The sequence below is a fragment of the Plantactinospora sp. B6F1 genome, assembly GCF_040120695.1.
Lineage (GTDB): Bacteria > Actinomycetota > Actinomycetes > Mycobacteriales > Micromonosporaceae > Plantactinospora.
In genome coordinates this window covers 145,714-169,126 of the sequence record NZ_JBEEAC010000009.1, presented here as the reverse complement: position 1 = coordinate 169,126, position 23,413 = coordinate 145,714, and the positions used below count along the sequence as shown (strand labels likewise).

Here is a 23,413-nt window from a genome sequence, read left to right as displayed (position 1 = left end):
GTCGAGTGACCGACCGGAGGTGCCCCGCCGACACCGTGTGCGGCGTGGATGTGATTCCGCCTCCGGCCCGGCGCCGTCGACGACGACGCCGGGCCGGACCCTCACCGCGGGGCGGAGGCGGTCAGGAGGTCCCGGACCGCTGGTACACCCGTACGTAGTCGACCTGGAAGTCCGCCGGCAGTACCGTCGTCGCGTCCGGATCGCCCAGCCAGCCGCCGACCTGGTAGTTCAACCGCAGGTGGTACGGCTTGTTGAACACCTCGTCGAACCAGGTCGTGGTGGTCCGGTCCCGCTGCCACACCAGCACCCCGTCGATGTACCAGCGGAGCACGCCCGGCTCCCACTCGGTGGTGTAGGTGTGGAATCCGTCGCCCGGGTAGCCGGTGGCGAAGGTGTGCCGGTGGTCCTGCTTGATCGGCGTGTAGTCGTAGAAGATCGCCTGGGTGGCGGCCCGGTAGTACTGCGAGCCACCGGGCAGCTCGACGACGTCGATCTCGCCGGTGCCGCCGTCGTCCGGCCGCATCCAGAACGCCGGCCAGAGCCCCTTCGAGTTGGTCGGTCCGTTCGGCGACTTCGCCCGTACCTCGAACCGGCCGTACGTGAACGACGCCTTGCCGCGGTCCGTGGCCAGGTAGCTGGTGGTGTACTGGCGGGTGCCACCACCGCCACAGGTGTACTGCTCCTTCCGGACCCGCATGGTCAGCAGGCCACCCGAGACGAAGACGTTCTCCGGCCGGCTGGTGATGCAGGCCCGGTCGTAGTCCACATAGCTGTTGTTCCGGGCGTTCCATTTGCTGGTGTCCAGGGAGTTGCCGTCGAACTCGTCCCACCAGGCGAGCGTCCACGGCGACCCGGTGTCGTACGTGATCACCAGCCGGGGGCGGATCGCGGTGTTGGCGTGTTCCCGGGACGCCCAGTAGGTGCGGGTGGTCGGCGTCTGCTGGCGCAGCGCGAAGGCGAACGTACCGTTTCCGGGTACGGCCCGCGAGACGTCGAAGCCGTTGTGCCCGGCCACCACGCTGGGCGTGGACGCCAGCGCGGCGCCGAGCGTCGGCCGGTTGGCCCAGGTGCCGGGGCCGCTCGCGCCGCCGCTGGCCGGATAGGCGGTCACCCCGGCGGTGGCCGCGGTCCAGGTGTAGACCTCGAGCCTGGCGCGGATGTTCGTCGCCGTGCTGGGCAGGCCGCTGACGGTGAAGCCGAGCACCGGCTGACGCTCCCCGTCGGGGTTGCCCTCGCAGCTCTGCGGACAGGAGGCCAGGGTCGTCTTGACGCCGTTGTCACCATCTGCGGTGACCGGCGTGTACGTGGTGTCGGCGTCAGCCTGGACGGTGAGCGTCTGCGCGGCCTGGACGCTGGGTGCTGTGGATGTCGCCTGTGCGGAGCCGACCGGCCCGACGACGGCTGGCGCCATCGCTGCGGTCGTCACTCCGAGGAAGATCGAGAGCCATCCCCGTGTTTTCTGCATCGTGCTCCTCTGTGATCTTCGGACGTCAAGGTCCGGAAGATCGGGAGGCTAGCAGGATATCGATCATGGTGGTGGCCGATCCGAGTCGTGTATACGGGTCGGTGGTCCGCTACTGGGAATGCGACCAGCGGAAACGCCCCGACCAAAAACCCGGGCCGGTCGCTCCGGAGAGCGACCGGCCCGAGGACACCACGGGGGTGCGGTCAGATCCGGCGACCGGTCACGGCGTGGAACGCGTGGTTCCGGCCGGCGCGCGGCTTGACGTAGACGGTGTCGCCCATGTTCGGCATGTTCCGACGGTCGGTACGCACCACGAACCGCTCCGAGCTGCCGTCGATCGCGGCGTGGCCGTAGATGTTCGCGTCCGAGCCCAGGTCCTCGACCAGCTCGACGACGAGGGCGAGGCCGCCCTCGCTCGGCGCGACCAGGTCGCAGTCCTCGGGACGGAAGCCGACGGTCACCTTGCCGTTGCCACCCTCGGCCCTGGCCGCGGCCACCTGCTCCCGGGTCAGCGGGATGGCCAGGTCGGCGAACATCGCCCCGCTATCGGTCAGCGGCACCGTCTTGATGTTCATCGCGGGCGAGCCCATGAAGCCGGCGACGAAGACGTTGGCCGGGGTGTCGTAGAGCTCACGCGGGGTGTCGACCTGCTGGAGCACGCCGTCCAGCATGACCGCCACCCGGTGCCCCATGGTCATCGCCTCGACCTGGTCGTGCGTCACGTAGACGGTGGTGACGCCGAGCTTGGCCTGCAGGGTCGCGATCTGGGTACGGGTCTGCACCCGGAGCTTGGCGTCCAGGTTGGACAGCGGCTCGTCCATCAGGAAGACCTGGGGCTCGCGGACGATCGCCCGGCCCATCGCGACCCGCTGGCGCTGACCACCGGAGAGCGCCTTGGGCTTGCGGCTGAGGTACTCCTCCAGTTGGAGCAGCGCGGCCGCCTCCTTGACCCGCCGGTCGATCTCCGACTTCGAGGTCTTGCGGAGCTTCAGCGCGAACGCCATGTTCTCGTAGACCGTCATGTGCGGGTAGAGCGCGTAGTTCTGGAAGACCATCGCGATGTCGCGGGCCTTCGGCGGCAGGTGGGTGACGTCCCGGGTGTCGATGTAGATCGAGCCGTCGTCGACGTCTTCCAGCCCTGCGAGCATCCGCAGGCTGGTGGACTTGCCGCAGCCGGAGGGACCGACCAGGACGAGGAACTCGCCGTCGCCGATCTCCAGGTCGAGGTGGTCGACCGCTGGGCGCTCGGTACCCGGGTAGATCCGGGTGGCCTTCGAGTAGGTGACCGTAGCCATGGTGCAGCGCTTCCTTTCACCGGCAGGAACGTGCCGGACGATCCGAGTGAAAGTGCGACCGGGGCGTCACCGCACCGGTCCGTGGAGGGCATCCGGGCGGCGCTGGGCAGCCTGGGGTGTCATCCGCGTCACGCCACGGTAAACGGGTTTTTCTCACATGCCAAGGTCGGGGGCTATTCCTGGGACGTATCTGACGAACATTTCGGGCATCCGGGCATGGTCCGCCACCAACCGCATGCGGGGTCGTCGGTGTCGGCTATCGGAATCGGTGCCGTCCATGGTAGGAGCCCATCAGTAGCTATGCTGACCACGAACATCGCGCCCCTGTAGCTCAGTTGGCCAGAGCACTCGCCTTGTAAGCGAGTGGTCGTCGGTTCGAGTCCGACCGGGGGCTCCAACGTGCCGCCTGCCACCGGGAGGATGGCCAGGGTGGGCATGCCGAGGCGGCTCAGGGTGCGGCCCGGTGCCGACGGCCGGAAGCCTGGTCACCAGCCGTCACCGGGCTGAAGAAGAGCCGACCTGGCAGGGCGAGCGTGCTGGCCTGCGGGGTCGGATCGACGACGCAGGCAGCGATCTGCCGTGGCCCCTCCGGGGTCGCTACCGAGAGGGTCAGCAGCGTCGTACCGGTGGGGCAGGTCGGACCGGGCATACCCGGCTCGCCCGACGGGCCGGCGGGACCCTCCGGGCCGGGTGGACCCTCCGGGCCGGGTGGACCCTCCGGGCCGGGTGGACCCTCCGGGCCGGGCTCGCCGGGTGGCCCGGGATCCCCTGCTGGCCCGGGATCCCCTGCTGGCCCGGGATCCCCTGCTGGCCCGGGTTCGCCTGGTGGCCCGGGTTCGCCGGGCGGGCCGGGTTCGCCGTCCCGACCGGGTAGTCCCGGTGGCCCGGGTGGACCCTCCGGCCCGGCCGGACCTTGGGCGGGGCGCAGGTCGGCCGGGTCGACGACGCACTCGCCGCCGAGCTGGCGTACCTGCTGGCAGAGCTGTTCGGCGCCGGAGACGGCGGTCGCCGCCCGGCGCTGCTGCACGGCGGCCTGCTGGTCGAGCCGGGCCCAGGCCCAGCCGGCCGTCGCCGCGACCAGCGCGGTCGCCACGACCACGATGACGAGGCGCCGCCGGATGCGCCGGTCCATCCGCCGGCGGAAAATCTCCGTCTCCTCGGTCATCGTCTCTCCTCGTCGCACCGGAGCTCGTGAGAGGTCAGGCCGGGCCGTTCGAGCGGTAGCGGTGCAGTTCGCGTTCGAGGAGGGCGAGCGCGTCCTCGGCGGCCCGCCGCGCCCGGCGGGCCTCGTCGACGGCCTGTTGCAGTCCCTCCGCCCGCTGCTCGGCGGCATCGGTCCGGCGTGCGGCGTCGTCCGCGCGCTTCTCGGCGCGGTCGATCGCCTCCTGGTACTCCTTGCGATCGGCCCGGTTGGCGTTGAGCAGGTACGCAACGATCATGACGAGCAGCCCTCCGACGCCGACGGCACCGAAGCCGCCGGACGGGACGAGATTTGCCAGTTCGCCCACACGTCAGCTCGCCGGGGTGCCCGGTTCCGCCAGCCGTCCTGTCGCCCGGTCACCGGACGTGGGCTTCCGGGCCGCCGCCACACTCCCCCACCATGGTCGCGCGGGCAATTGCGCATAGGTCAGCATCGAACCTGCCTATTGTGAATAGTTCTATAAGTCTGGGCGATCCAGGTTAGTATCGATATTTGTCGCGACTTACAATTTGCGGAAGAAACAGTCGTGAACCGGACAGTGTCGCACCGGGACACGCCAGGGCCGGTGCGTTCGTGCCGATATACCGGAACCGGAGGGGCGCATACCATCGGCTCCGATGCCACCGGCCGGGGAGCGTGGATGACCAGGTACGTGATCGTGGGCGGCGGGATCGTCGGGCTCGCGGTGGCGCACCGGCTGCGTACCGACCGGCCTCGGGACACGGTCACCGTGCTGGAGAAGGAGTCCGGCTGGGCCGCCCATCAGACCGGCCACAACTCCGGGGTCATCCACGCGGGTGTCTACTACCCGCCGGGCAGTCTCAAGGCGACCCTGTGCCGGGCCGGCAGCGCCTCGATGGTGCGGTTCTGCGCCGAGCAGGAGTTGCCGTACGAGGTCTGCGGCAAGCTGATCGTCGCCGCCGAGGCCGCCGAACTGCCCCGGCTGCACGCCCTGCACGAGCGGGCCGTCGCCAACGGACTGCCGGCCACCCTGCTCAACGCGATCGAGGCAGCCGAACACGAGCCGCACGTCGCCGCCGTCGCCGCGCTGCGGGTCGCCTCGACCGGGATCGTCGACTTCGGCGCGGTCTGTCGGCGGCTCGCCGAACTCCTCGCGGCAAGCGGTGCCGAGCTGCGCCTGAACACCAGGGTCACCGGGATCCGGAACCGGACCGGCGGCCTCGTGGTGAGCACGAGCGCGGGCGAGGTGACCGGCGACGTCCTGGTGAACTGCGCCGGGCTGCACGCCGACCGGATCGCCCGGCTGGCCGGCATCGACCCGCCGGCCCGGATCGTGCCGTTTCGGGGCGAATACGACGAGCTGGTGCCGCAGCGGCGGAAGCTGGTGCGCGGACTGATCTATCCGGTCCCCGACCCGCGGTTCCCGTTCCTCGGCGTACACCTGACCCGCATGATCGACGGCACGGTGCACGCCGGCCCGAACGCGGTGCTCGCCACCGCCCGGGAGGGCTACTCGTGGCGCCGGTTCGACCCGCGCGACGTCCGGGAGCAGGTCGGCTACTCCGGCCTGTGGGCACTGGCCCGCCGGCACTACCGGTACGGGCTGACCGAGGTGATCCGGTCACTGTCCCGGAAACGCTTCGCCGCGAGCCTGGCCCGGTTGGTGCCCGAGCTGACCGAGGCCGACATCGTCCCGGCCGGGGCCGGAGTACGCGCCCAGGCCGTACGCCCGGACGGCGGACTGGTGGACGACTTCCTGATCGTGGAGGCGGCGCGGCAGGTGCACGTGCTCAACGCGCCGTCCCCCGCCGCGACCAGCTCGTTCGAGATCGCCCGGCACATCGTCGACCGGCTCCCCGCCGACCGTTGACTGCCCGCCGGCCGTTGACTGCCTGCCGATCGTTGGCACTACGGCGACCGGTGGCACCACGGCGACCGTCGACACCCCGCCGACCGTTCACTTCGCCGGGTCAGGGCTGCCGGCGGGAGCGGCGGGCCAGCAGGCCGTACCGGGGGATGGTCCGGACCGGTTCGGTGGCGGCACCGGCGCGCCGGAGGATGTGGTTGGCGGCGAGTACTCCGGTCAGGGCGGCCCGCTCCAGCAGCGCGCTGGGCAGCTCGGTGCGGATGCCGTCGCCGGCCAGGTAGAGCCGGTCCGCGTCGGTGAGCACGCCCGGCCGGTCGGCCGAGCAGCCCGGCCGGAACGCCGGGGCCCGCCGCTCGACCCGGCAGCGCAGGTCCCGCACCGGCAGATCGGCGATCTCCGGCCAGAGCCCGGCCAGCTCGGCCAACATCCGCCGGGCCAGCTCCGGCGCGGGCACGCCGTCCGGACAGGCGTACGCGTGCAGTTCCAGCACCGCACCGCGGGTCCGGGCGGCCCAGTGGCGGGCCTGCGACTCCAGCCGGTGGTAGAGGGTCACCGAGTCCAGGGTGGGTTGCCGGGACACCCCGCTGAACACCGCCCGATCCGGTGCCACGTCGCCGGCCAGCCAGTACCGGGCGACCGCGTACGGCGGGCCGGTGCCGAGCCCGGCGACCTGTCCGGCGAGTACGGGCGCCCGGGCGGCCAGCTCCGGCGAGTCGGCCAGCAGCGCGGTCAGGGCCGGCGGGTCCACGGCCAGTACGACGTCGCGGGCCCGGTGGTGTTCCCCGGTGCCGGTCGCGAGCCGCCAGCCGTCGGCGTCGGGCGTTACCGCCGTCACCGGCGCTCCGAGGAGGATCCGGGCACCGTGCCGCCGCAGGTGATCGGCGAGCGGACGCCAGATCGCCGACTCGTAGTCCCGATCCGGTGCGTCGAAGCCGAGCCCTTCCGGGTTACCGAGGAAATAGAAGTGGAAGTTGGCCACCAGTTCGGCGGCGGAGAGTTCGGCCTCGTGGTTGAAGAACGAGTGCGAGAAGACCTCGAAGAGCATCGCCCGGGCCCGGTCCGGCAGCCGCAGCGCGTCGAGCAGCTGCTCGGCACTGCTGCCGTCGAGTTCGGCGTAGGTGCGCCGGGGGTGGTAGGCCAGCAGCGGCAGGGCCGATCGGCCGTCCATCCGGCGCAGGTCACGCAGGCGCAGGCTGGGACTGCGGGCCAGCAGCGCGAGCAGGTTCCACGGCGGCCTCGCCGGCAGCCGGCCGAAGTCCTCGGCCGGCCAGTCGGCGTGCAGCACCGGATAACCGGGTACCGGCCGGAGCAGGGTGAGTGCCGGGTCGATCCGGCGCAGGATCGCGCGCAACTGGTGGTACTGCCGGAAGAAGGCGTGGAATCCGTGGTCGACCGGCGCGACGGTGCCGTCGGCCAGGGTCGCGGCCCGGGTGTCGAGCCGGCCGCCGAGCCGGGGTCGGGCCTCCAGCACGGTGACCCGGACGCCGCGCTCGGCCAGCACGACCGCCGCCGAGATCCCGGCGACGCCGCCACCGACCACCAGGGCGTCGGTCTCCCGCCGTACCCGCTCCGGCGACCGTCGCATCAGGACCGCCCGGCCGGTGCGGGTGGTGGTGGGCGGCAGCCGGGTGGGCGGTCGGAGGAGGGCCAGACGTACGGCACCTCGGGCACCTCGCCGAAGATCGGTCCGTAGTGCACCGGGTCCTTGCGCAGCAGCGCCGAGCGGTGGCTCAGGTGCAGGTCGTCCCGGCCGATCCAGGGTGGTAGCTCACCGGCGGCGGCCAACTCGTCCTGCCGGCGTACGGTGCTCAGGCCGCAGCCGGCGGCGAGGTCGGCGACCAGGGTGCCGGCGCAGGTGTCGGCCCGGCCGGTCGAGACCCACTCGGCGCAGATGTCCAGGCCGTACCGGACCAGCGCCTCCTCGTAGCCGGCCCACATCTTCACCGCCGGGTGGTGGCGCCAGCCGTAGCCGGGGCGGACCAGGCCGCGCAGCACCTGGATCGCCTCGACCCGCTGCTTGCCCAGCCGCAGCTGGTCCAGGCTCCGGGCGGTCTGCCCGAAGTCCGGGTACGGCAGGAAGGTCTGCACCGGAGTGCACTACCCGTGACCGGGCCTTCCATTCTTCGACACGCGGGGTGATTCTCCCGTCCCGTCCCGTTCCGGCCGGCTCCCGCGCACTGATCACAGTGACTACCATCCGGGCATGGCGGATCTCTGGCGGACCCGGGCCCGGCGCGCGTTCGAGACCCGGTTACGGGACGGCCTGCGGACCAACGGGGACCACCGCCCGCACTACGTGGTGTGCGGCCAGGACGCCCTCGCCGTACACCTCGTCACCGAGCTGCTGGGCAACGATCCGCAGGGCAGCGGCATGCGGGTGACCGTCATCGTGCCGTACCGGCGACGGCCGGACGGGCCGGACATCCGGTCGATCCGGGGCGTCCGGGTGATCCAGTCGGACCGGCTCGACGAGGAGACGTTCCGGGCGGCCGGGCTGGTCGGGGCGACCGGTCTGGCGCTGCTGCACCAGGACGACGTGGGCAACATCCACGCGGCGCTCTGCGCCCAGGAGGTCGAGCCGGACCTCCGGGTGGTGCTGCGGATGTTCAACATGAGTCTGGGCAACGGGATCCGGCAACTCTTCCCGAACAGCGCGGTACTCTCCGACGCCTCGATGGCCGCACCCGCGTTCGTCGCGGCGGCGCTCGGCGAGGTCGCACCGACGTACTTCCGGCACGGCGGTCGTACCCTTTTCGTCGCGTCCCGGGCCGAGGTCCGGCCGGAACAGGTGGTCTGCGGCCTGGCCGACACCCGGGATTCGAACCACCCGGTGGTGCTGCCCGCCGATCCGTCGGACGCCGACCTGGTCCTGGCCGAGGCGGTCGGCCAGAACGGGCAGGCCGGAGAGGAGCAGGCGACCCGGCGGCGGCTGTTGCGCACCCGGCGGCTGCTGCGTACCCCGGGGTGGCGGCGGCGCCGCACCGCCGTGCTGCTCCGGGCGATGCGCTCGTTCGCCACCCGAAAGATCGGGATGGCCACCATCGCGGTGCTGATCGTGGTGGTCGTGCTCGGCTTCCTGCTCTCCTCCGCCGAGCACAAGAGCATCGGAGACGCGATCTACCTGACGATGGTGACCACGATCGTCGGTGCCGACCCGGACCTCGACAAGGGCGCGGCGGCCCAGGTCCTGCAGGTCGTGCTGAACCTGGCCGGGCTGGCGCTGATCCCGCTGATCACCGCCGCGGTGGTGGACGGCATCGTCAAGGCCCGGCTGGCGCTGGACGCCGGACTGCTGCCGGGGGAGCGCGACGGGCACGTCGTGGTGGTCGGGCTGGGCAACGTCGGTACCCGGGTGATGTGGCAGCTACACGACCTCGGCATCGAGGTGGTCGCGATCGACAAGGACCCGGATGCCCGGGGTGCGGCGGTCGCCCGGCGGCTGAACATCCCGCTGATCGTCGGGGACGCCGCCCGGGAGGAGACCCTGGACGCCGCCTCGGTCGGCACCGCCCAGGCCCTGGTGGTGGTCTCCACCGACGACGTGACCAACCTCCAGGCGGCGCTGAACGGACGGGCGCTCCGCAGTGACCTACAGGTGGTGCTGCGGCTCTTCGACGGCGACTTCGCGCAGCGGATCCAGAAGACCTTCCGGATCGGCGTCTCCCGCAGCGTCTCCTACCTGGCGGCGCCGTCGTTCTCCGCGGCGCTGCTCAACCGGGCGGTGATCGCGACGATCCCGGTCGCCCGGCACGCGCTGCTGGTCGCGGAGGTGCCGATCGCGGCCGGCGCGGCACTGGCCGGGCAGGAACTGCGGGTGGTCAGCCAGGTGGAGTGGGTCCGGGTGCTCGCGCTGACCGGCGCCGGCCAGCGGCGCGCCGAGTGGTCCCCGCCGCCGGAGCACCAACTCCGGCCCGGGGACGTGGTGACCGTGGTGGTCCGGCGGGCCGGGCTGAACCGGCTGCTCAGGGAGGCGAGTACCCCGCTGCCACCGCCACCGCCACCGGAGCCGAGCGGGGGACCGGCGGGCCGACCGGGTGAACCGGCGGGCCGACCGGGTGAATCGGCGGCCCGACCGGGTGAATCGGCGGCCCGGTCCTCGGACCCGAGCCGGCCGAGCCGGCGGACCGTGCCCCGGCAGGCCGGTCAGCCGGGCCGGGCCGGCACTCGCAGCCAGCCCGGCCGGACGGTTCGGCGGAGCCAGCCGAACCCGCCGCCGGTCCGCCGACCCGAACCCCCGCACTGAGAGCCGGGTTACCGGTCGGCTCGGTGCCGGGTTACCCCGGCCTGGTTGCCGCTCGGCTCCCGGCCTGGTTGCCGCTCGGCTCCCGGCCTGGTTGCCGCTCGGCTCCCGGGGCTCGTCGCCGGGCGGGCGGCGGTCAGCCGATCTCGACGCCGAGTATGGCCTGCTCGTCGGGGCGGTTCACCAACTCGTCGGCGAGGAACGACTGCACGGCCGGGGCCAGCCCGACATCCCGGCCGGCCCGCTCGGAGAGCCGCCAGCGGTGCTCGATGATCTGCGCGAAGAGTTCGGCCGGTTCGAGTTTTCCGCGCAGGTGTGCCGGTACCGCCCGGACCACCGGCTCGAAAACCTCGGTCAGCCAGCGGTGCGCCGCCTGCTGCTCGTCGGTGAGGTCGCTCTCCGCCCGGTAGGTGTCCAGGTCGTTGAGGAGCCGCCGGGCCTGGTTCTCCTCGGTGTCCAGCCCGGTCAGCCGGAGCAGCCGGCGGCTGTGGTAGCCGGCGTCGACCACCTTGGGCCGGACCAGGTAGCGCCCGTTGTCCACCATCGACATCGCCACCTCCGCGACGTCGAAGCCAAGTTCGTTGAGCCGGCGGATCCGTCCCTCGATGTCGTGCCGGGCCTCCCGCTCGATCTGCTGCTCGTAGGTAATTTCGTGCCACAGCCGCTGGTAGCGCTGGACCACCTCCTCGCAGACGACCTCGGGGTCGATCGAGGGGTGCAGCAGCCCGGCCGCCTCCAGGTCCAGCGCCTCGCCGAAGATGTTCACCCGGGCGATCTCCAGATCCTCCTCCCGCTGCCCGTTGGAGAGCCGAGCGCGCAGCGCGCCGGTCTCGGCGTCGACCAGGTAGGCGGCGAAGGCGCCGGCGTCCCGCCGGAAAAGAGTGTTCGACAGCGAGCAGTCGCCCCAGAAGAAGCCGGTCAGGTGCATCCGGACGATCAGCGCGGCCAGCGCGTCGAGCAGTCGGTTGAGTGTCCCGGGACGCAGCGTGTTCGAGAAGAGCGCCCGGTAGGGGAGGGAGAACTGGAGGTGTCGGGTGATCAGCACCGGGTCGAGCGGCTCGCCCCGTTCGTCGTGCCGGTCGGCGACGATCGCGACCGCCCGCACCGACGGGAAGTCGATCCGCTCCAGCGCGCGGAGCAGGTCGTACTCCCGCTCGGCGACCCGTTCGCCGGTCTCCTTGACCGCGTACACGGTTCCGGCTAGACGGACGAATCTGACGACGTGCCGGGAGATTCCCTGGGGTAGCGCCACCAACTGGTCGGCGGGCCACTGCTCCAGCGGAGTCGACCAGGGGAGGTCGAGCAGCGCCGGGTCGACGAGGGCCGAGGTGATCCGCACGGCAACAAGCATGCCGCTCCGAGCCGCCCCGCGCTGCCTCACGTGTGCGGGCACACATCGCCGGCCGCCGTCCTGCGCCTGCGCTGGTCGCCGTCCCGCGCCGGCCGCCGTCCTGCGCCGGCTCCGGGCGGCGGACCGGTAGCGTGGGCGGAATGCGGGAAACCACGACGGTACGCCGACCGCTGCGGCCGCGCCCCGTCCGTCCGTCGGGCTGGTGGCTGGACGGGGTACTGGTCGTGGCCGTGGTCGCGTTGACCGCCGCGCTCGCCGCCGGTCAGTTGCTCGGCCTCGACCTGGCGGTACGGGACTGGGTCAATGCGCACCGGCCGGAGCCGGCGTACTGGGTGGCGGTGGTGTTCAACTTCCTTGGTCAGGGCGGCTGGGTGCTGATGCCACTCGCGTTCGGGCTGGGGGCGGTGGTCGCGCTGCGTACCCGGTCGATCCGACCGCTGCTGGTCGGTGTGGGGGCGTTCGTGCTCACCTCGTTCACCATCGGCCCGGTGAAGCTCTGGACCGATCGGGCCGCGCCAAGCTCGGACCTGCCGCCCGAGCAGTCCGTGCGGATCTTCGCCACCCTGCCGCCCGACGAGTTCGACCTGTCGTACCCGTCTGGACACGTCGGCAACGCCATCGTCTGGTACGCCGCGATCGCGGTTCTGCTCGCCGCGCTACTGCGTACGCTCGGCCGGCCGGACGCCCCGGTGGGGCTCTACCGGGCCATCCGGATCGCCCCGCCGGCAATCGTCTTCTGCACCACCATCTACCTCGGCTGGCACTGGCTCACCGACTCGGTCGCCGGGCTGCTGCTCGGGCTCGTTCTCGGCCGGATACTCGACCGGGTGCCGTGGGACGACCTACCGCTGCCGGCCCTGCCCGGCGGGGTGCACCGACGTGGAGTGTTCACCGACGACCTCTAGGCTCGGGTCGTGCAGGAGCTGGAGCGCCGGCTGGGCGTACCCGATGCGGTGGTCATCGGCCTGGGGTCGATGCTCGGGGCCGGGGTGTTCGTGGTCTTCGGCCCGGCGACCGCGGCCGCCGGCAGCGGGTCCGGTCTGCTGGGTGCGCTGGCCGTCGCCGGCCTGGTCGCCTACTGCAACGCCACCAGTTCGGCCCGGCTCGCCGCCCGCTATCCGGAGTCCGGCGGCAGCTACGTCTACGGCCGGGAGCGGCTCGGCCCGTTCGCCGGGTTCCTCGCCGGCTGGGGATTCGTGGTGGGCAAGACCGCGAGCTGCGCCGCGATGGCGCTGACCATCGGGGCCTACCTGTGGCCGGGGTACGCCCGACCGGTCGCGGTGGCCGCCGTGCTGGCGGTGACCGGGGTGAACCTGCGCGGCGTGCAGAAGACCGCCCGGGTCACCCGGTGGCTGGTGGCGGTCACGTTGGGCGTACTCGCCCTGGTGGCGGTGGTGGGGCTCCTCGGTGGGCAGTTCCGGCCGGTACGGCTCGGTGACGCCGTCGGCGGACCGGCCGGTGCCGGCATCCTCACCGCCGCCGGACTGCTCTTCTTCGCCTTCGCGGGATACGCCCGGATCGCCACCCTCGGCGAGGAGGTACGCGACCCGGAGCGCACCATTCCCCGGGCGGTACCGGTCGCGCTCGGGCTGGTGTTGGCGATCTATCTGGGGTTGGCCGTGGTCGCGCTCTCGGTGCTCGGGCCGGCCCGGCTGGCGGACTCGGCCGCGCCGCTCGCCGAGGTGGTCGACGCCGCCGGGCTGCCCGGACTGGGCTGGCTGGTCCGGGCCGGGGCCACGGTGGCGGTGCTCGGCGTACTGCTGGCGCTGGTCGCCGGGGTCGGCCGGACCACGCTGGCGATGGCGCGCCGCCGTGACCTGCCCGGTGCGCTGGCCGCCGTGCATCCTCGCTACCGGGTGCCGCACCGGGCTGAACTCGCCGTTGCCGGTGCGGTGGTCCTGGTGGTCGTGCTCGGTGACGTCCGGGACGCCATCGGTTTCTCCAGTTTCACGGTGCTGATCTACTACGCGATCACCAACGCCGCCGCGCTGACCCTCGGCCGGGACCCGGGCCGCAGGCTTCCGGTGCGGTTCCTGGCCGGTCTCGGGTTGGCCGGTTGCCTGCTGCTCGCGGTCACCCTGCCGGTCGGCAACGTGCTGGCCGGCTTCGCCGTGCTCGCCGTCGGCGCGCTCGGCTACGCGGTCCGCGTCCTGTCACGCGCAGCCGCAGGGCGTCGGTGACCGGGCGCGCCTTCGATTTTCGTCGATAGACTTGGAGGCCCCCGTAACGACCAGAGGATCGATATGGACAGCGATCGGGGAGAGCGGGTAGGAGGGCGACGCGTCTCAGCGCGACGCCGGTGCCTCGATCGGCTGCCGGCTGCGGTCGTCCTGTCGGTCGGCGTCCCGGTCGTAGGTATGGCGCTGACTGCGGCGAAACCACTACTCACCGCGTACGGCCCCGCGCTGCTGGCGGAGAACCCGGCGGGCCGGGCGCTGCTCTTCCTGCTCTGGCTCGCGGGACTCGTCCTCGTCCTGTTCACCCAGGTCTGGTACGCGAGAGCGGTCGTCTTCTTCGGCGCTGGTTTCCTGCTCCTTGCCGCGTTGCTGACTTCGTCGGAGGCGATCGAGCCCCGGCTCTTGGAGCACCGGGGCGCCGTCACGGTCTGCACGGTGCTCGACGTGCGAAGCAAGTGGGTGTCGGACACCGCAAGCGGGTACGTCTACCGTCTGTCCTGCGTCGACTCTCGGGTGACGGAGATGACCACCTACCGGTGGGCGGGCGATCCTGACGACCGCATCACTGTCCTGTACGACACGGCGCACCGACTGGGTCCTCGTCCGGTACCTGTTGCCGGGATTCCCATCGGGATTCCCATCGCGCTGCTCGGCGCCGGCATAGCGCTGCGGCTCCTCTACGATTTCGGCGTACCTCCGTTCGGCTACCGGGCCGGTGCCGGCGGGATGGTGGCCCGAGCGCTCCGCAGTGGCGGGCCGGTACGGCGCCTCGGTGCCCGTGCGGCCACCTGGTGGCTCTGCTGGCGGTTCGAAAGCGACCTCGGCCGGGCGGCGCGACGGGTACGGAGCCGAAACCGGCGACGGCAGTCGCGGCGACGGGCACTGGACGTGCGTGCACGTCGTCGGTCCGACTCTCTCCTGGACGCCGACGACAGGCTGGAGCCACGCAATGCCGACCCATTCCGCCGGATTTGGACTGTCGCCGCCGTGCTGTCCTGGTCGTCGGACACATGGTCGGTGCGCCGGGCCGCCCGAGCCCTGGAGCCGACGCCGACCGACTATCGGGTGCTGCGGAATCTGCTCGACTGCTTCGTGCACACACTCCCAGCCGGGATGTCGACCTCGCCGGCCGGTTGGCTGACCCCGGCTGCGGTGTCGTTCCTGCTCACCCCGCTGTCGAATCCAGCCTCGACGCCCCACGTTCCCGCCGTTCGGCTGGTCGGACTCCTGAGCCCGACGACACGGCACTTCCGGGGTCCTGTGGCGGGCTTCCACCGAGATGTCGCCCGCTGGCTTGTCGACGCCGCCCCGTTGATCGAGGACGCCACGGCCCGCGACGCGGTCGCCGAGCTGCTGAGCAGCACCAACCAGCCGGACCTGCTCGACGCGTTGGAGGTGGCGTTCACCGACCGGGTTCAGGTGGGCGGTAGATTGCCCGGGCATCACGGTCCTGGCGGGGCGGAGGGCCTGTGGCGCGACGGCGAGCCGACACTGCTGGTTCGCATCGTCCTGGCAAACCCGCAGCTACCGGTACCGCCGATCGAGGGGTCTGGTGACTACCACTACGACGCCAGGGTCTTGATCGCGGTTCTCAAGGACCGCCTCGACGTGGTGCAGGAGTGGGTCCGATGTCGGGGCCACGACCCGACGGTCGACGTACTGCGCACCGGGACGCGATTGCCCGCGCCAACCGACTTCCGCGAACGGTGTGAGCGCGCCCTGCGTATCACGGCGGAACGCGCCACCTAATGACCTCGACCGGCACCCCGTGGGGGCGCGGGTGGCAGGATTGTCGTGTCGGCGCAGGAGTCCGCCCGCCGGAGTACCCGTCGGCACCGGCGACGTACCGTTCTGGTACGAGGCCGGCGGTGCCACCGGCGGGTGACGCGGAGGTCGGGGCTCTTCTCCTAACCTCTGGACGTATGAAGAAGTCCCTCGGTGCCGTCGGAATCCTGTTCGGGCTCTATCTGATCGTTCGTGCGGTCGCCGAGCTGTTCGTGATCGACATGACCGATCCCGCCAGCTATCGGGAGGACTGGGGTGGACCGAGCCTGGCCGGGGTCCTGCTGGTCCACTGTGGTCCGGGCGTCGCCGCCGCGGTACTGATCGGGCTGACCGCGCGTTCCTGGTGGCGGGGCCGGACGGCAGCAGGCCGTCGGTGAGGCCACCAGGCGCTGTCCGTTGCTACCGGGTGGTGGTGATCCCGCCTCCGCAGGGTGCGCCGGGCTCGATCGCTGCGGTCTGCCGGTAGGCCGAGATGAAGGCGCCGATCGCCTTGTCGTCGGCGTCCTCGACGGTGAGCTGGTAACCCCACGCCTGGAGCGAGATCGGTGCCGACTGTCCCGGGTACGGGCTCAGCATCATGTGCGACAACCCGCGTACCCGGTCGACCAGCTTGCCCACATCGGACGCCGGCAGACCCGGCCGGTATGTGATCCACACCGCGCCGTGTTCCAGGCTGTGCACGGCGTGGCCGTCCACGATCGGCGCGGTGTAGACGTCGCCGTTGCAATTCTGCCAGCGCGGGAAGTGCGGCCCGCCGGCCGGCGGGGTCATCGGGTAGCTCACCGGCTCCTGCACGTGGTCCGTCGAGAGCGCGCCCGGGTTCGTCTCCCGGTAGTTGATCACCGCAGAGAGGTCTCCGCCGTCGTCCCGCTGTTGGTACCAGACGAACCCGCCCACCCCGCAGATCAGGAGGAGCAGCAGCGCCACCCCGCCGGCCACGATCCCGATGATCATCCCGGTACGCGACCCCGACTTCACGGGCGGCACCGGCTGCCCGCCCTGTTGCGGATATCCGGGCTGGCCGTAGCCGGGCGGCGGGACGGGAGGTTGGCCGTAGCCGGGCTGGGGTGCGCCGTAACCCTGTTGCGGGATCGGCGGCGTGCCGTAGCTCGGCGGCGGTCCGGCCGATGGATGTCCGGGCTGGGCCGGAACCGGTGGGTATCCCGGTGGCGCCGGGGCAGGTCCGGGCGCCGGCAGCGGGCCGGAGGGCGCGGCGTGACCCGGGGGCAGCGGGCCCGGTGGGGAGGCCGGCGGCTGCTCGGACGGCGGTTCGGGGTCGGTCATCGTTCCTCGCCTCCGGCTGGCAATGCGGAAGCACGATTCTATCGACGCTGTGCGGCGGCGGATCGCGCGGCGGCAGACCAACGGTCGAGAGAACTGTCCTGCCCGGCCGCCCCGCGTCAACCGTGAGCCGACCGGGGTCCAATTGTCGCGTTCTCCAAGCGCGCCTAAAAGGACAGCGGGCAGCGTGCAGCTCCGGTAAGTTCCCGCTGCATGTCCTCAAGCAAAACCAGATGGGCGGCCGCATTGGCTGCCGCGATCCTTGCCGGCCTTTCGGCTGGGGTCGTCACACCATCGGCGGCGGCTGCGGCAAGTCCCGACCTCTTCGTGTCGTACGGCATCGACGCGAACATCGACAACACCGAGACGATCGTCCCGGTTTACCTATACAACTACGGCGATGCCCCCGCGACCGACGTGACCGTGGCCTTCGACGGCAGCGGCTTGCGCGACGTGACGATCAAGGCGTGGGAGTACGCCGAGGAGTGCAAGCTCGCGGGCGCGGTGGTGACCTGCGAATACCCCAACCTCGCGCCCGGCCAGGTCGAGTCGGTCTATCCGTTCACGCTGGCCAGCAAGCCGCGTTCGGAGCCGGGGCCGGCAGGCGCGGTGAAGGCGACGATCCGGGGCGTGGCGCCCGACGGCACCACCTACACCGGTGGCGGGGATCTCGAGGTCACGGTCGTGCCGACCGGCCCCGATCTGGTCGCCGAGGCGGCCGACCTCAACACCGCGGACGACCGGGTCGGCCCCGGAGACAAGCGGGGGTTCCGGGGCGCCCTCTACAACGACGGCGACAGCCCTGCCGAGGGCTTCTACGTCCGCATCCAGACCCCGACCGGTGGCCGGTGGGTCGAGGAGTACGACGACTGCACCTACACCGACTACTGGCCGGGTGAACACCCCGAGGGATACGTCTACGGACCGTCCGAGGTGGTGTGTACCGCGCCGCTGACGCTCGCACCCGACGAGGGCTTCCTCCTCTTCGACCCGGAGACCGGCGAGACCATCTTCACCGCCGCCTTCGGCAAGAACCTGGAGGGTCCGACCGAGATTGACGGCTACCTCGAGGTCGGGCTCCTGGACGACCTGGGGGAGAGCGCGGCGCGGGTAACCACCCGCAAGGGCAAGGGGAAGTCCTTCGCCGACGCGGTGAGCGGTTTCCGGAGCACCAAGAAGGCGGCGGCATCGGTCGCGCGCGAGGTCGACACCGAGGACAACGTTACCTACTACAAGGTGTGGACCAAGGCGAACACCAATGATTTCGCGGTGTCCGCGAAGCCGGTGACCGGTGCGATCGGCGACGTCGTGACCGTGCCGTACACCCTGGTCAACCACGGTCCTTCGGATGGTGCCGCCACCTGGTACATCGTCGCGCCGAGCGGCACCGTCCTGGTCCGCGGCGGCGACCGGTGGTGCTACTTCCACGACGAAAACGGCCACGTGACCGACGAGGCGCCCGAGACGTGGTGCAGCATCGAGAGCTTCTGGCCGGCGAAGGCGTCCGGCTCGGGTACGGTGACCGGCGCCATCAAGGTGCGGATCACGTCCACGCCGGGCGACGACGGCACGATCAAGGTCACCAGCCGTGGCGCGTCGAAGGACCCGGAGCCGAGCAACGACGTGGCGCCGTTGTCGATCGACGTGACGGGCGGCGGTGGCGGTGGCGGCAGTCTTCCCATCACCGGGGTGAAGGCCGGCCTCGCCGGTGGGGTGGGAGCCGCGGTGATCGCGCTCGGCGTCCTGCTCCACGTGCTGGCCCGGCGCCGCCGCATCGTCACGGTGACCCCGAAGGAATAGTAGGGCTGCACGGTGGGAGGGCTGGGCCGCCCCGTGCCGTCCGGTCCTCCCATCAGCGAAGGAAAGGGCTATCGCGGTTCCAACGCCCGCAGGAAGTGGTGCGTGTCCGATGACAGCTCGGCCAGGTCGGTGCTGGTGAGCTGCCGGTTGCGCCGCAGTTTCCGCAGGGCGACATGGTCCTCGTGGGCGTGCAGGCAGACCCGTACCTTCTCGCGGAACCGCTCCCGGTCGGTGCCGACGCTCACGCCGACGCACTATCGATGGCGTGCGCGACAGATGGTGCGGCGGACCGTCGAGCCGAAGCAGCGGCGGTTCTTCCGCGATCGACGTGCCGTAGCGTTCGACGCCAGCGGGTTGCGCGACGTGACAATCAAGGCGTGGGAGTACGGCCGAAGAGTCTGAGCCCCGAAACAGCAACGCGCTGATGCCCCCATGGGACATCAGCGCGTTGCTGTTCTAGGCGTCGAGGGGTGGCGGTCAGGCAGTCCAGGTGATCTTTCGGCGGCGGCGCATTATCACCAAAGTCGCGCCGGCACCGACGAGTGCCACGCCCAGTAGGGCGAGGCCGCCGACCGCCGGCCCGGTGAGCGGCAGGCTGCCGTCCCCGCCAGCCGAGCCGCCATTGTCGCCACCCGGGACGGAGGTGCTGGGCGTACCCGGTGGGGTGGTGGGAGTTGCCGGCGGGGTGGTGGGAGTTGCCGGCGGGGTGGTGGGAGTTTCCCCTCCCTGGCATGGGGCGAGCCAGAACACCTTGTGCTTGCCAGCCCCCGGTGCGTCGATCCGCTCGACGGTCAGCTTGACGTGGTAGCCCTGCTGCGGGTGGGCGGGGTAGCCCTCCAGCCCGAGTTGGTCCGCGGAGAATCTGAAGGTCTCGTCCGGGTCGGGGGCAGCTCCGCCGTTCGAGTCGTCACTGACCAGTACGTTGTCCCGGCGCAACAGTTCAGTGCCCGACCCGGTTGGCGGGTGCACGGTGAAGACGATGTTGGCCCGCTCGCCCTCGTCGAAGTTGAAGAAGGCGACCTCAAAGTCGCAGGTGACATGGGGCTCGTTGGCGACGCCGTCGTCGAGCGGGATGCCGTCTATCTTCACCGTTCCGTTGGCGCCCGCCGGATCGGCGGCCAGCACGCTGCCGCCCAGCTGGCGCTCCGGAAGGGTTCCTGCTGCCCAGGCGGTTGTCGGGGCAGCGAGGCAGGCCGCTCCGACGACGGCCGAGATGACCGTTGAGCGCAAGCCCCGAGGCGTTCGCATGGTTCCTCCAAGATTATGAACACAAGAACGACTCATGCTCACCATCCGGATCATGACGCGACATCGTCCGAAGAGCTAAAACGTCGCGCTCGGGTAGGCGCTCTACCCTGGGCGAGTGGCGGATCTTGGGGCACAAAAGGGCTCAACGACCTGTCGAGGCGCTGGGCATCGACGGGATCCGTCGGGGCAGGGTCGAAGTTCGTCCTCGACGAGGCCACCGGCACGGTGGCAGAGCACCGTCGATCGCTGGCACGTCAGGTTCTGTGATCTGTCGGGTGGGCAAGGGCTGCGCGTACTACGCGACCTCGGCTCTCGGAACCGCCCTAGCCCGTACCGCATTGACGATCGAAATCAGCTCGTCCACCTCGTCGGAGGCGAAGAGCGTCTCGGGGCCGCGTGGTGCGACTCCGGTGAACGGGGACTCGTAGAGGCGCTCGGGCTTCATCACGCCGTTCGCGGTCAGGTCGCCGATCATCAGGTTGACGAAGTCGAGCTGGGACGCGTTGAGCGTACGACCGTCGAGGAACTCGCCGAACGCCTCCTGGGCCGCTTCCCGGTCGAGCCCGACCAGGCCCCGGATGAACAGTCCGAGGCCCTCGGCGGCCCGCCGCGCCTGGTCGATGTCCTGCCGGTCGCCGACCCCGCTCCCGGCGAGCATCCGCTCCAGCTCGGCCAGGTCGGTGCTGGTGAGCTGCCGGTTGCGTCGCAGTTTCCGCAGGGCGACATGGTCCTCGTGGGCACGCAGGTAGACCCGTACCTTCTCGCGGAACCGCTCCCGGTCGGTGCCGACGCTCACGCCGACGAACGCCAGCTCGGTCTCGCTGTCGAGTTGGTCGGCGAAGTCGGTGTAGACGATGCGCCGCTTCGCCTTGGGTACCAGCCGGACCAGGTTGCGGAGCCGTCGTCGGGCGAGTTCCAGCATCGGCAGGGTGACGTCCTGCCACCACTCGTCGGTGGCCACCTCGTCGAGCAGCCGCACCTCGGCCCGGATGGCCGGGATGGTCGTCTGTTCCAGCAGCGCCGAGGCGATCTCCTGCACGTTGGCGCGGAGCTTGGCGAAGTGCCGGCCGTATCCGGTGATCACCGCGTGCTGGAGCCGCAGGATGATCAGGTCGAACCGCTTGGCCTCCTCGCCGTCGTCCTTCACCTCGCTCGGCAGGCCGGCAAGCTCGTGGGTGAGCCGTTCGGCCGCCTCACCGCTGAGGGTCTGCCAGTTGGCGAAGTCGAAGAAGTACTCGACCGTGCGGCGGTGTGGGCGTACGACGATGTTGTCCAGGCGCATGGCGCGGACCCGGCGGTGCAGGTCGCGGGCCAGGTCCCGGCGGAGGCCGGCCTCGCTGTGCGTGCCGTCGGTGTCGTCGGCCGGGCCGCCGTCGGTGGTGAGGCGCTGGTCGAGCTGGCTGACCAGCTCCACCTTGGCCTTGAAGATCCGTTCGGTCAGGGTCGGGCTGACCGAGCCCTCGGTGGTGGTCGGGTTCTGGCCGAAAAACTCGAAGTTGCCGCAGAAGTCGAAGACGAGGAAGTCCTTCTTGTCGACGCCGGGGGCGAAGAGATCCGGTCGGAGCCGGGTGCCCCGGCCGAGCATCTGCCAGAATTTCGTCTTCGACCGCACGATCTTGAAGAAGACGAGGTTGACCACCTCGGGTACGTCGATGCCGGTGTCCAGCATGTCGACGGAGATCGCGATGTGCGGGGTCCGTTCCGGGTTCGAGAACTTGTCGATGAGGTCCTGGTTGTCCTCGATCTGATGGGTGATCATCCGGGCGAAGTCGCCCTTGTAGTGCGGGAAGTTGGCGTCGAAGCGCTGGGCGATGAACTTCGCGTGGTTGTTGTTCTTGGCGAAGATGATCGTCTTGCCGATCCGGTCGCCACCGGCGACCCTGTGCCCCCGGGTCATCAGGTATTCGAGGACCTTGTCGACGGTGTCGGCGTTGAAGAACCACTTGTTGACCGCCTCCGGGTCGACCCCGTCGGGGATCTCGCCGTCCTCGTCGCCCCACTCCAACTCGTCCCAGCGGTCCTTCTCCTCCGGGCTGAGGTCGTCGTAGCGCAGCCCTTTGCGCTGAATCCGCAGCTCGACGGCGACGACGTTCGGCGGGACGAGCCAGCCCTCGCCGACCGCCTCCGTCAGGTCGTAGGCGTCGGTGGGGACGCCGTCCTCCAGGTCGAAGAGGCTGTAGGTGTTGCGGTCCACCTCGTCCTTGGGGGTGGCGGTCAGCCCGACCAGGAGCGAGTCGAAGTAGCTGAAGATGGCGCGATACTTCTGGTAGACCGACCGGTGCGCCTCGTCGATCACCACCAGGTCGAAGTAGCCCGGCCCGAACCGGCGCAGGTCACCGTCGGTCTGGTTGATCAGGCCCATAATCGTCGGGTACGTCGAGACGCAGACCCGGCCCGGCGTCACCTTGTCATCGAGAAGGTTGACGACGGTCGCCTCCGGCAGATGCGCCCTGAAGGCGTTGGTGGCCTGCTTGACCAGCGCCTTCCGATCGGCGAGGAAGAGCACCCGCTTGACCCAGTTGGCCTTCATCAGCAGCTCGACCAGGGCGATGACGGTGCGGGTCTTGCCGGCCCCGGTCGCCATCACCACCAGCGCCTTGCGCTGCCGGTCCTGCTCGAAGGTCTCCGTGATCCGCCGGATGGCCCGATGCTGGTAGGGCCGCTCGACGATCTCGGAGTTGATCGGCTGCGAGGAGAGCTGCCGACGGGTGGACCGGCGCTGCACCAGCAGTTGCAGCTCGTCCTTGGTGTAGAAGCCCTGCACCTGCCGGGGCGGATAGGCGGCGTCGTCCCAGAGCCAGATCTCGTAGCCGTTGGTGTAGAAGATGACGGGGCGCTGGCCAAACGTGGCTTCGAGCGCGTCGGCGTAGAGCCGGGCCTGCTGCTGGCCGCTGATCGGGTCGTGCCGGGCCCGCTTCGCCTCGATGACGGCGAGCGGCTTGTCGTCGTCACCCCAGAGGACATAGTCGGCCCGACCGTTGCTGGAGCCGCCGGGCAGGCCGGTGACCGGGAACTCGCGGTCGCGTCGCTGGTCGAGCCGCCAGCCGGCCTCGGCGAGCAACAGGTCGATGTAGAGGTCCCGGGTCTGCTTCTCGTCGTAGTCGTGGGTGTCCGGCCGGCGCTCGTTGGCAACCTTGGCCGCCGCGATCTCCTTACGCAGCTTGGCGATCTCGGCGTCCAGGTCGACCTTTGCCGTCTCGGCCTTGGCCAGCGCCTCGTCCTGGGCGGTGAGCCGGTCGTTGAGCGCCTGCATCTCGGCCCGGGACTGGGCCCGGACGTCCGTCGGGCGGGGGATGAGCGAGGCGTCGAAGGCAAGCCCGCTGGGTGGCATCGCCGCCGGGTCGCGGGTGTAGCGGCGGGCGATCCAGTACGTCACATGGAACAGCTCGCGGACGGCCGCGACAGCTTCCCGTTCGGGTACGACGCGAGAATCGTGCACGCCCTTGTTGCCCAGCCGCCGGATGAGGTGCATCTTCGTGGTGATCGGGGGACCGGCCAGGTGCTGCATGGTCGGTTCGGTGATCATGTTATCGAGCGTGTCCCTGCGCGGCATCCGGAGCGTGCCGTCAGCACGGTAGAGCCACTTCAGCGCGTGTTCCAGGCACCGACGGGCATAGAGGCAGGTCATCCGGGTGTCGGCGTAGACGTAGCGCTCGGCCCGCCTCGCCTCGGTGAACAGCTCGGGCCACTCGGTGTGCAGGAACGCGAAGTTGCTCATCGAAGATGATCTCCCCCGGAGGTG

At 70.8% G+C, this 23,413-nt stretch carries 18 protein-coding genes and 1 tRNA gene; 8 read left to right on the top strand and 11 right to left on the bottom strand.

Features of this window, described 5'->3' with window-relative positions; genetic code table 11:
- Positions 1 to 121: 121 nt before the first annotated feature.
- Both ABNF97_RS14980 and ABNF97_RS14975 read right to left on the bottom strand, forming a co-directional pair.
- Positions 122 to 1,465 carry a family 16 glycosylhydrolase gene (locus ABNF97_RS14980; RefSeq protein WP_349338903.1) on the bottom strand — a complete coding sequence of 448 codons (1,344 nt, stop codon included), beginning with the start codon at positions 1,463 to 1,465 and terminating at the stop codon, positions 122 to 124.
- A 203-nt stretch (positions 1,466 to 1,668) separates the two neighbouring features.
- The gene (locus tag ABNF97_RS14975) at positions 1,669 to 2,760 is read right to left on the bottom strand and encodes a sn-glycerol-3-phosphate ABC transporter ATP-binding protein UgpC (protein ID WP_130465347.1); all 1,092 of its coding nucleotides are present in this window, start codon (positions 2,758 to 2,760) and stop codon (positions 1,669 to 1,671) included.
- Positions 2,761 to 3,080: 320 nt separating this feature from the next.
- On the opposite strand from ABNF97_RS14975, the gene ABNF97_RS14970 reads away from it, so the two are divergent.
- Positions 3,081 to 3,157, top strand: a tRNA-Thr gene (locus tag ABNF97_RS14970).
- 51 nt (positions 3,158 to 3,208) lie between these two features.
- Here the strand turns inward: ABNF97_RS14970 and ABNF97_RS14965 are convergent.
- A complete protein-coding gene (locus ABNF97_RS14965; RefSeq protein WP_165436889.1) occupies positions 3,209 to 3,925 on the bottom strand; it encodes a hypothetical protein in 717 nt (238 codons plus the stop codon).
- Between the two features lie 34 nt (positions 3,926 to 3,959).
- Positions 3,960 to 4,268, bottom strand: a complete 309-nt coding sequence (locus tag ABNF97_RS14960; protein ID WP_130465346.1) for a hypothetical protein — start codon at positions 4,266 to 4,268, stop codon at positions 3,960 to 3,962.
- 333 nt (positions 4,269 to 4,601) lie between these two features.
- On the opposite strand from ABNF97_RS14960, the gene lhgD reads away from it, so the two are divergent.
- A complete protein-coding gene (gene lhgD, locus ABNF97_RS14955) occupies positions 4,602 to 5,792 on the top strand; it encodes an L-2-hydroxyglutarate dehydrogenase (protein ID WP_349338902.1) in 1,191 nt (396 codons plus the stop codon).
- A gap of 100 nt (positions 5,793 to 5,892) precedes the next feature.
- On the opposite strand, the gene ABNF97_RS14950 is transcribed toward lhgD, so the two are convergent.
- Both ABNF97_RS14950 and ABNF97_RS14945 read right to left on the bottom strand, forming a co-directional pair.
- A complete protein-coding gene (locus tag ABNF97_RS14950; RefSeq protein ID WP_130465344.1) occupies positions 5,893 to 7,374 on the bottom strand; it encodes an FAD-dependent oxidoreductase in 1,482 nt (493 codons plus the stop codon).
- Positions 7,374 to 7,877: an MSMEG_6728 family protein gene (locus ABNF97_RS14945; RefSeq protein ID WP_349338901.1), complete on the bottom strand. Its 504-nt coding sequence runs from the start codon at positions 7,875 to 7,877 to the stop codon at positions 7,374 to 7,376. Before ABNF97_RS14945 ends, ABNF97_RS14950 begins: the two co-directional genes overlap by 1 nt.
- Positions 7,878 to 7,992: 115 nt before the next feature.
- Here ABNF97_RS14945 and ABNF97_RS14940 point away from each other — a divergent pair, with 115 nt between their 5' ends.
- Positions 7,993 to 10,032 (top strand): NAD-binding protein, encoded by a 2,040-nt coding sequence (locus ABNF97_RS14940; RefSeq protein WP_349338900.1) that lies wholly within the window; start codon positions 7,993 to 7,995, stop codon positions 10,030 to 10,032.
- Between the two features lie 133 nt (positions 10,033 to 10,165).
- Here the strand turns inward: ABNF97_RS14940 and ABNF97_RS14935 are convergent, their stop codons facing one another.
- Positions 10,166 to 11,422 (bottom strand): DUF4032 domain-containing protein, encoded by a 1,257-nt coding sequence (locus tag ABNF97_RS14935; RefSeq protein WP_486484877.1) that lies wholly within the window; start codon positions 11,420 to 11,422, stop codon positions 10,166 to 10,168.
- Between the two features lie 98 nt (positions 11,423 to 11,520).
- Between ABNF97_RS14935 and ABNF97_RS14930 the strand changes: the two genes are divergently transcribed.
- The 4 genes from ABNF97_RS14930 to ABNF97_RS14915 all read left to right on the top strand — a co-directional run bounded on the left by ABNF97_RS14930 (position 11,521) and on the right by ABNF97_RS14915 (position 15,719).
- Complete coding sequence (locus ABNF97_RS14930) at positions 11,521 to 12,285, top strand: phosphatase PAP2 family protein (RefSeq protein WP_130465340.1); 765 nt, start codon at positions 11,521 to 11,523, stop codon at positions 12,283 to 12,285.
- Between the two features lie 9 nt (positions 12,286 to 12,294).
- Positions 12,295 to 13,560 carry an amino acid permease gene (locus ABNF97_RS14925; protein ID WP_130465339.1) on the top strand — a complete coding sequence of 422 codons (1,266 nt, stop codon included), beginning with the start codon at positions 12,295 to 12,297 and terminating at the stop codon, positions 13,558 to 13,560.
- A gap of 177 nt (positions 13,561 to 13,737) precedes the next feature.
- The gene (locus ABNF97_RS14920; protein ID WP_130465338.1) at positions 13,738 to 15,306 is read left to right on the top strand and encodes a hypothetical protein; all 1,569 of its coding nucleotides are present in this window, start codon (positions 13,738 to 13,740) and stop codon (positions 15,304 to 15,306) included.
- A 173-nt stretch (positions 15,307 to 15,479) separates the two neighbouring features.
- Positions 15,480 to 15,719, top strand: coding sequence for a hypothetical protein (locus tag ABNF97_RS14915; RefSeq protein ID WP_130465337.1), 240 nt, complete (start codon positions 15,480 to 15,482; stop codon positions 15,717 to 15,719).
- A gap of 22 nt (positions 15,720 to 15,741) precedes the next feature.
- Here the strand turns inward: ABNF97_RS14915 and ABNF97_RS14910 are convergent, their stop codons facing one another.
- Positions 15,742 to 16,626 (bottom strand): DUF3105 domain-containing protein, encoded by an 885-nt coding sequence (locus tag ABNF97_RS14910; RefSeq protein WP_349338899.1) that lies wholly within the window; start codon positions 16,624 to 16,626, stop codon positions 15,742 to 15,744.
- Positions 16,627 to 16,950: 324 nt separating this feature from the next.
- On the opposite strand from ABNF97_RS14910, the gene ABNF97_RS14905 reads away from it, so the two are divergent.
- The gene (locus ABNF97_RS14905) at positions 16,951 to 18,423 is read left to right on the top strand and encodes a COG1361 family protein (protein WP_349338898.1); all 1,473 of its coding nucleotides are present in this window, start codon (positions 16,951 to 16,953) and stop codon (positions 18,421 to 18,423) included.
- Between the two features lie 68 nt (positions 18,424 to 18,491).
- Here ABNF97_RS14905 and ABNF97_RS14900 read toward each other — a convergent pair whose 3' ends face one another.
- From ABNF97_RS14900 to ABNF97_RS14890, 3 genes are all read right to left on the bottom strand, one after another.
- Positions 18,492 to 18,668 (bottom strand): hypothetical protein, encoded by a 177-nt coding sequence (locus ABNF97_RS14900; protein WP_349338897.1) that lies wholly within the window; start codon positions 18,666 to 18,668, stop codon positions 18,492 to 18,494.
- A 232-nt stretch (positions 18,669 to 18,900) separates the two neighbouring features.
- The gene (locus ABNF97_RS14895; RefSeq protein ID WP_349338896.1) at positions 18,901 to 19,653 is read right to left on the bottom strand and encodes a hypothetical protein; all 753 of its coding nucleotides are present in this window, start codon (positions 19,651 to 19,653) and stop codon (positions 18,901 to 18,903) included.
- 313 nt (positions 19,654 to 19,966) lie between these two features.
- Positions 19,967 to 23,389, bottom strand: a complete 3,423-nt coding sequence (locus tag ABNF97_RS14890; protein WP_349338895.1) for a DEAD/DEAH box helicase family protein — start codon at positions 23,387 to 23,389, stop codon at positions 19,967 to 19,969.
- Positions 23,390 to 23,413 lie beyond the last annotated feature (24 nt).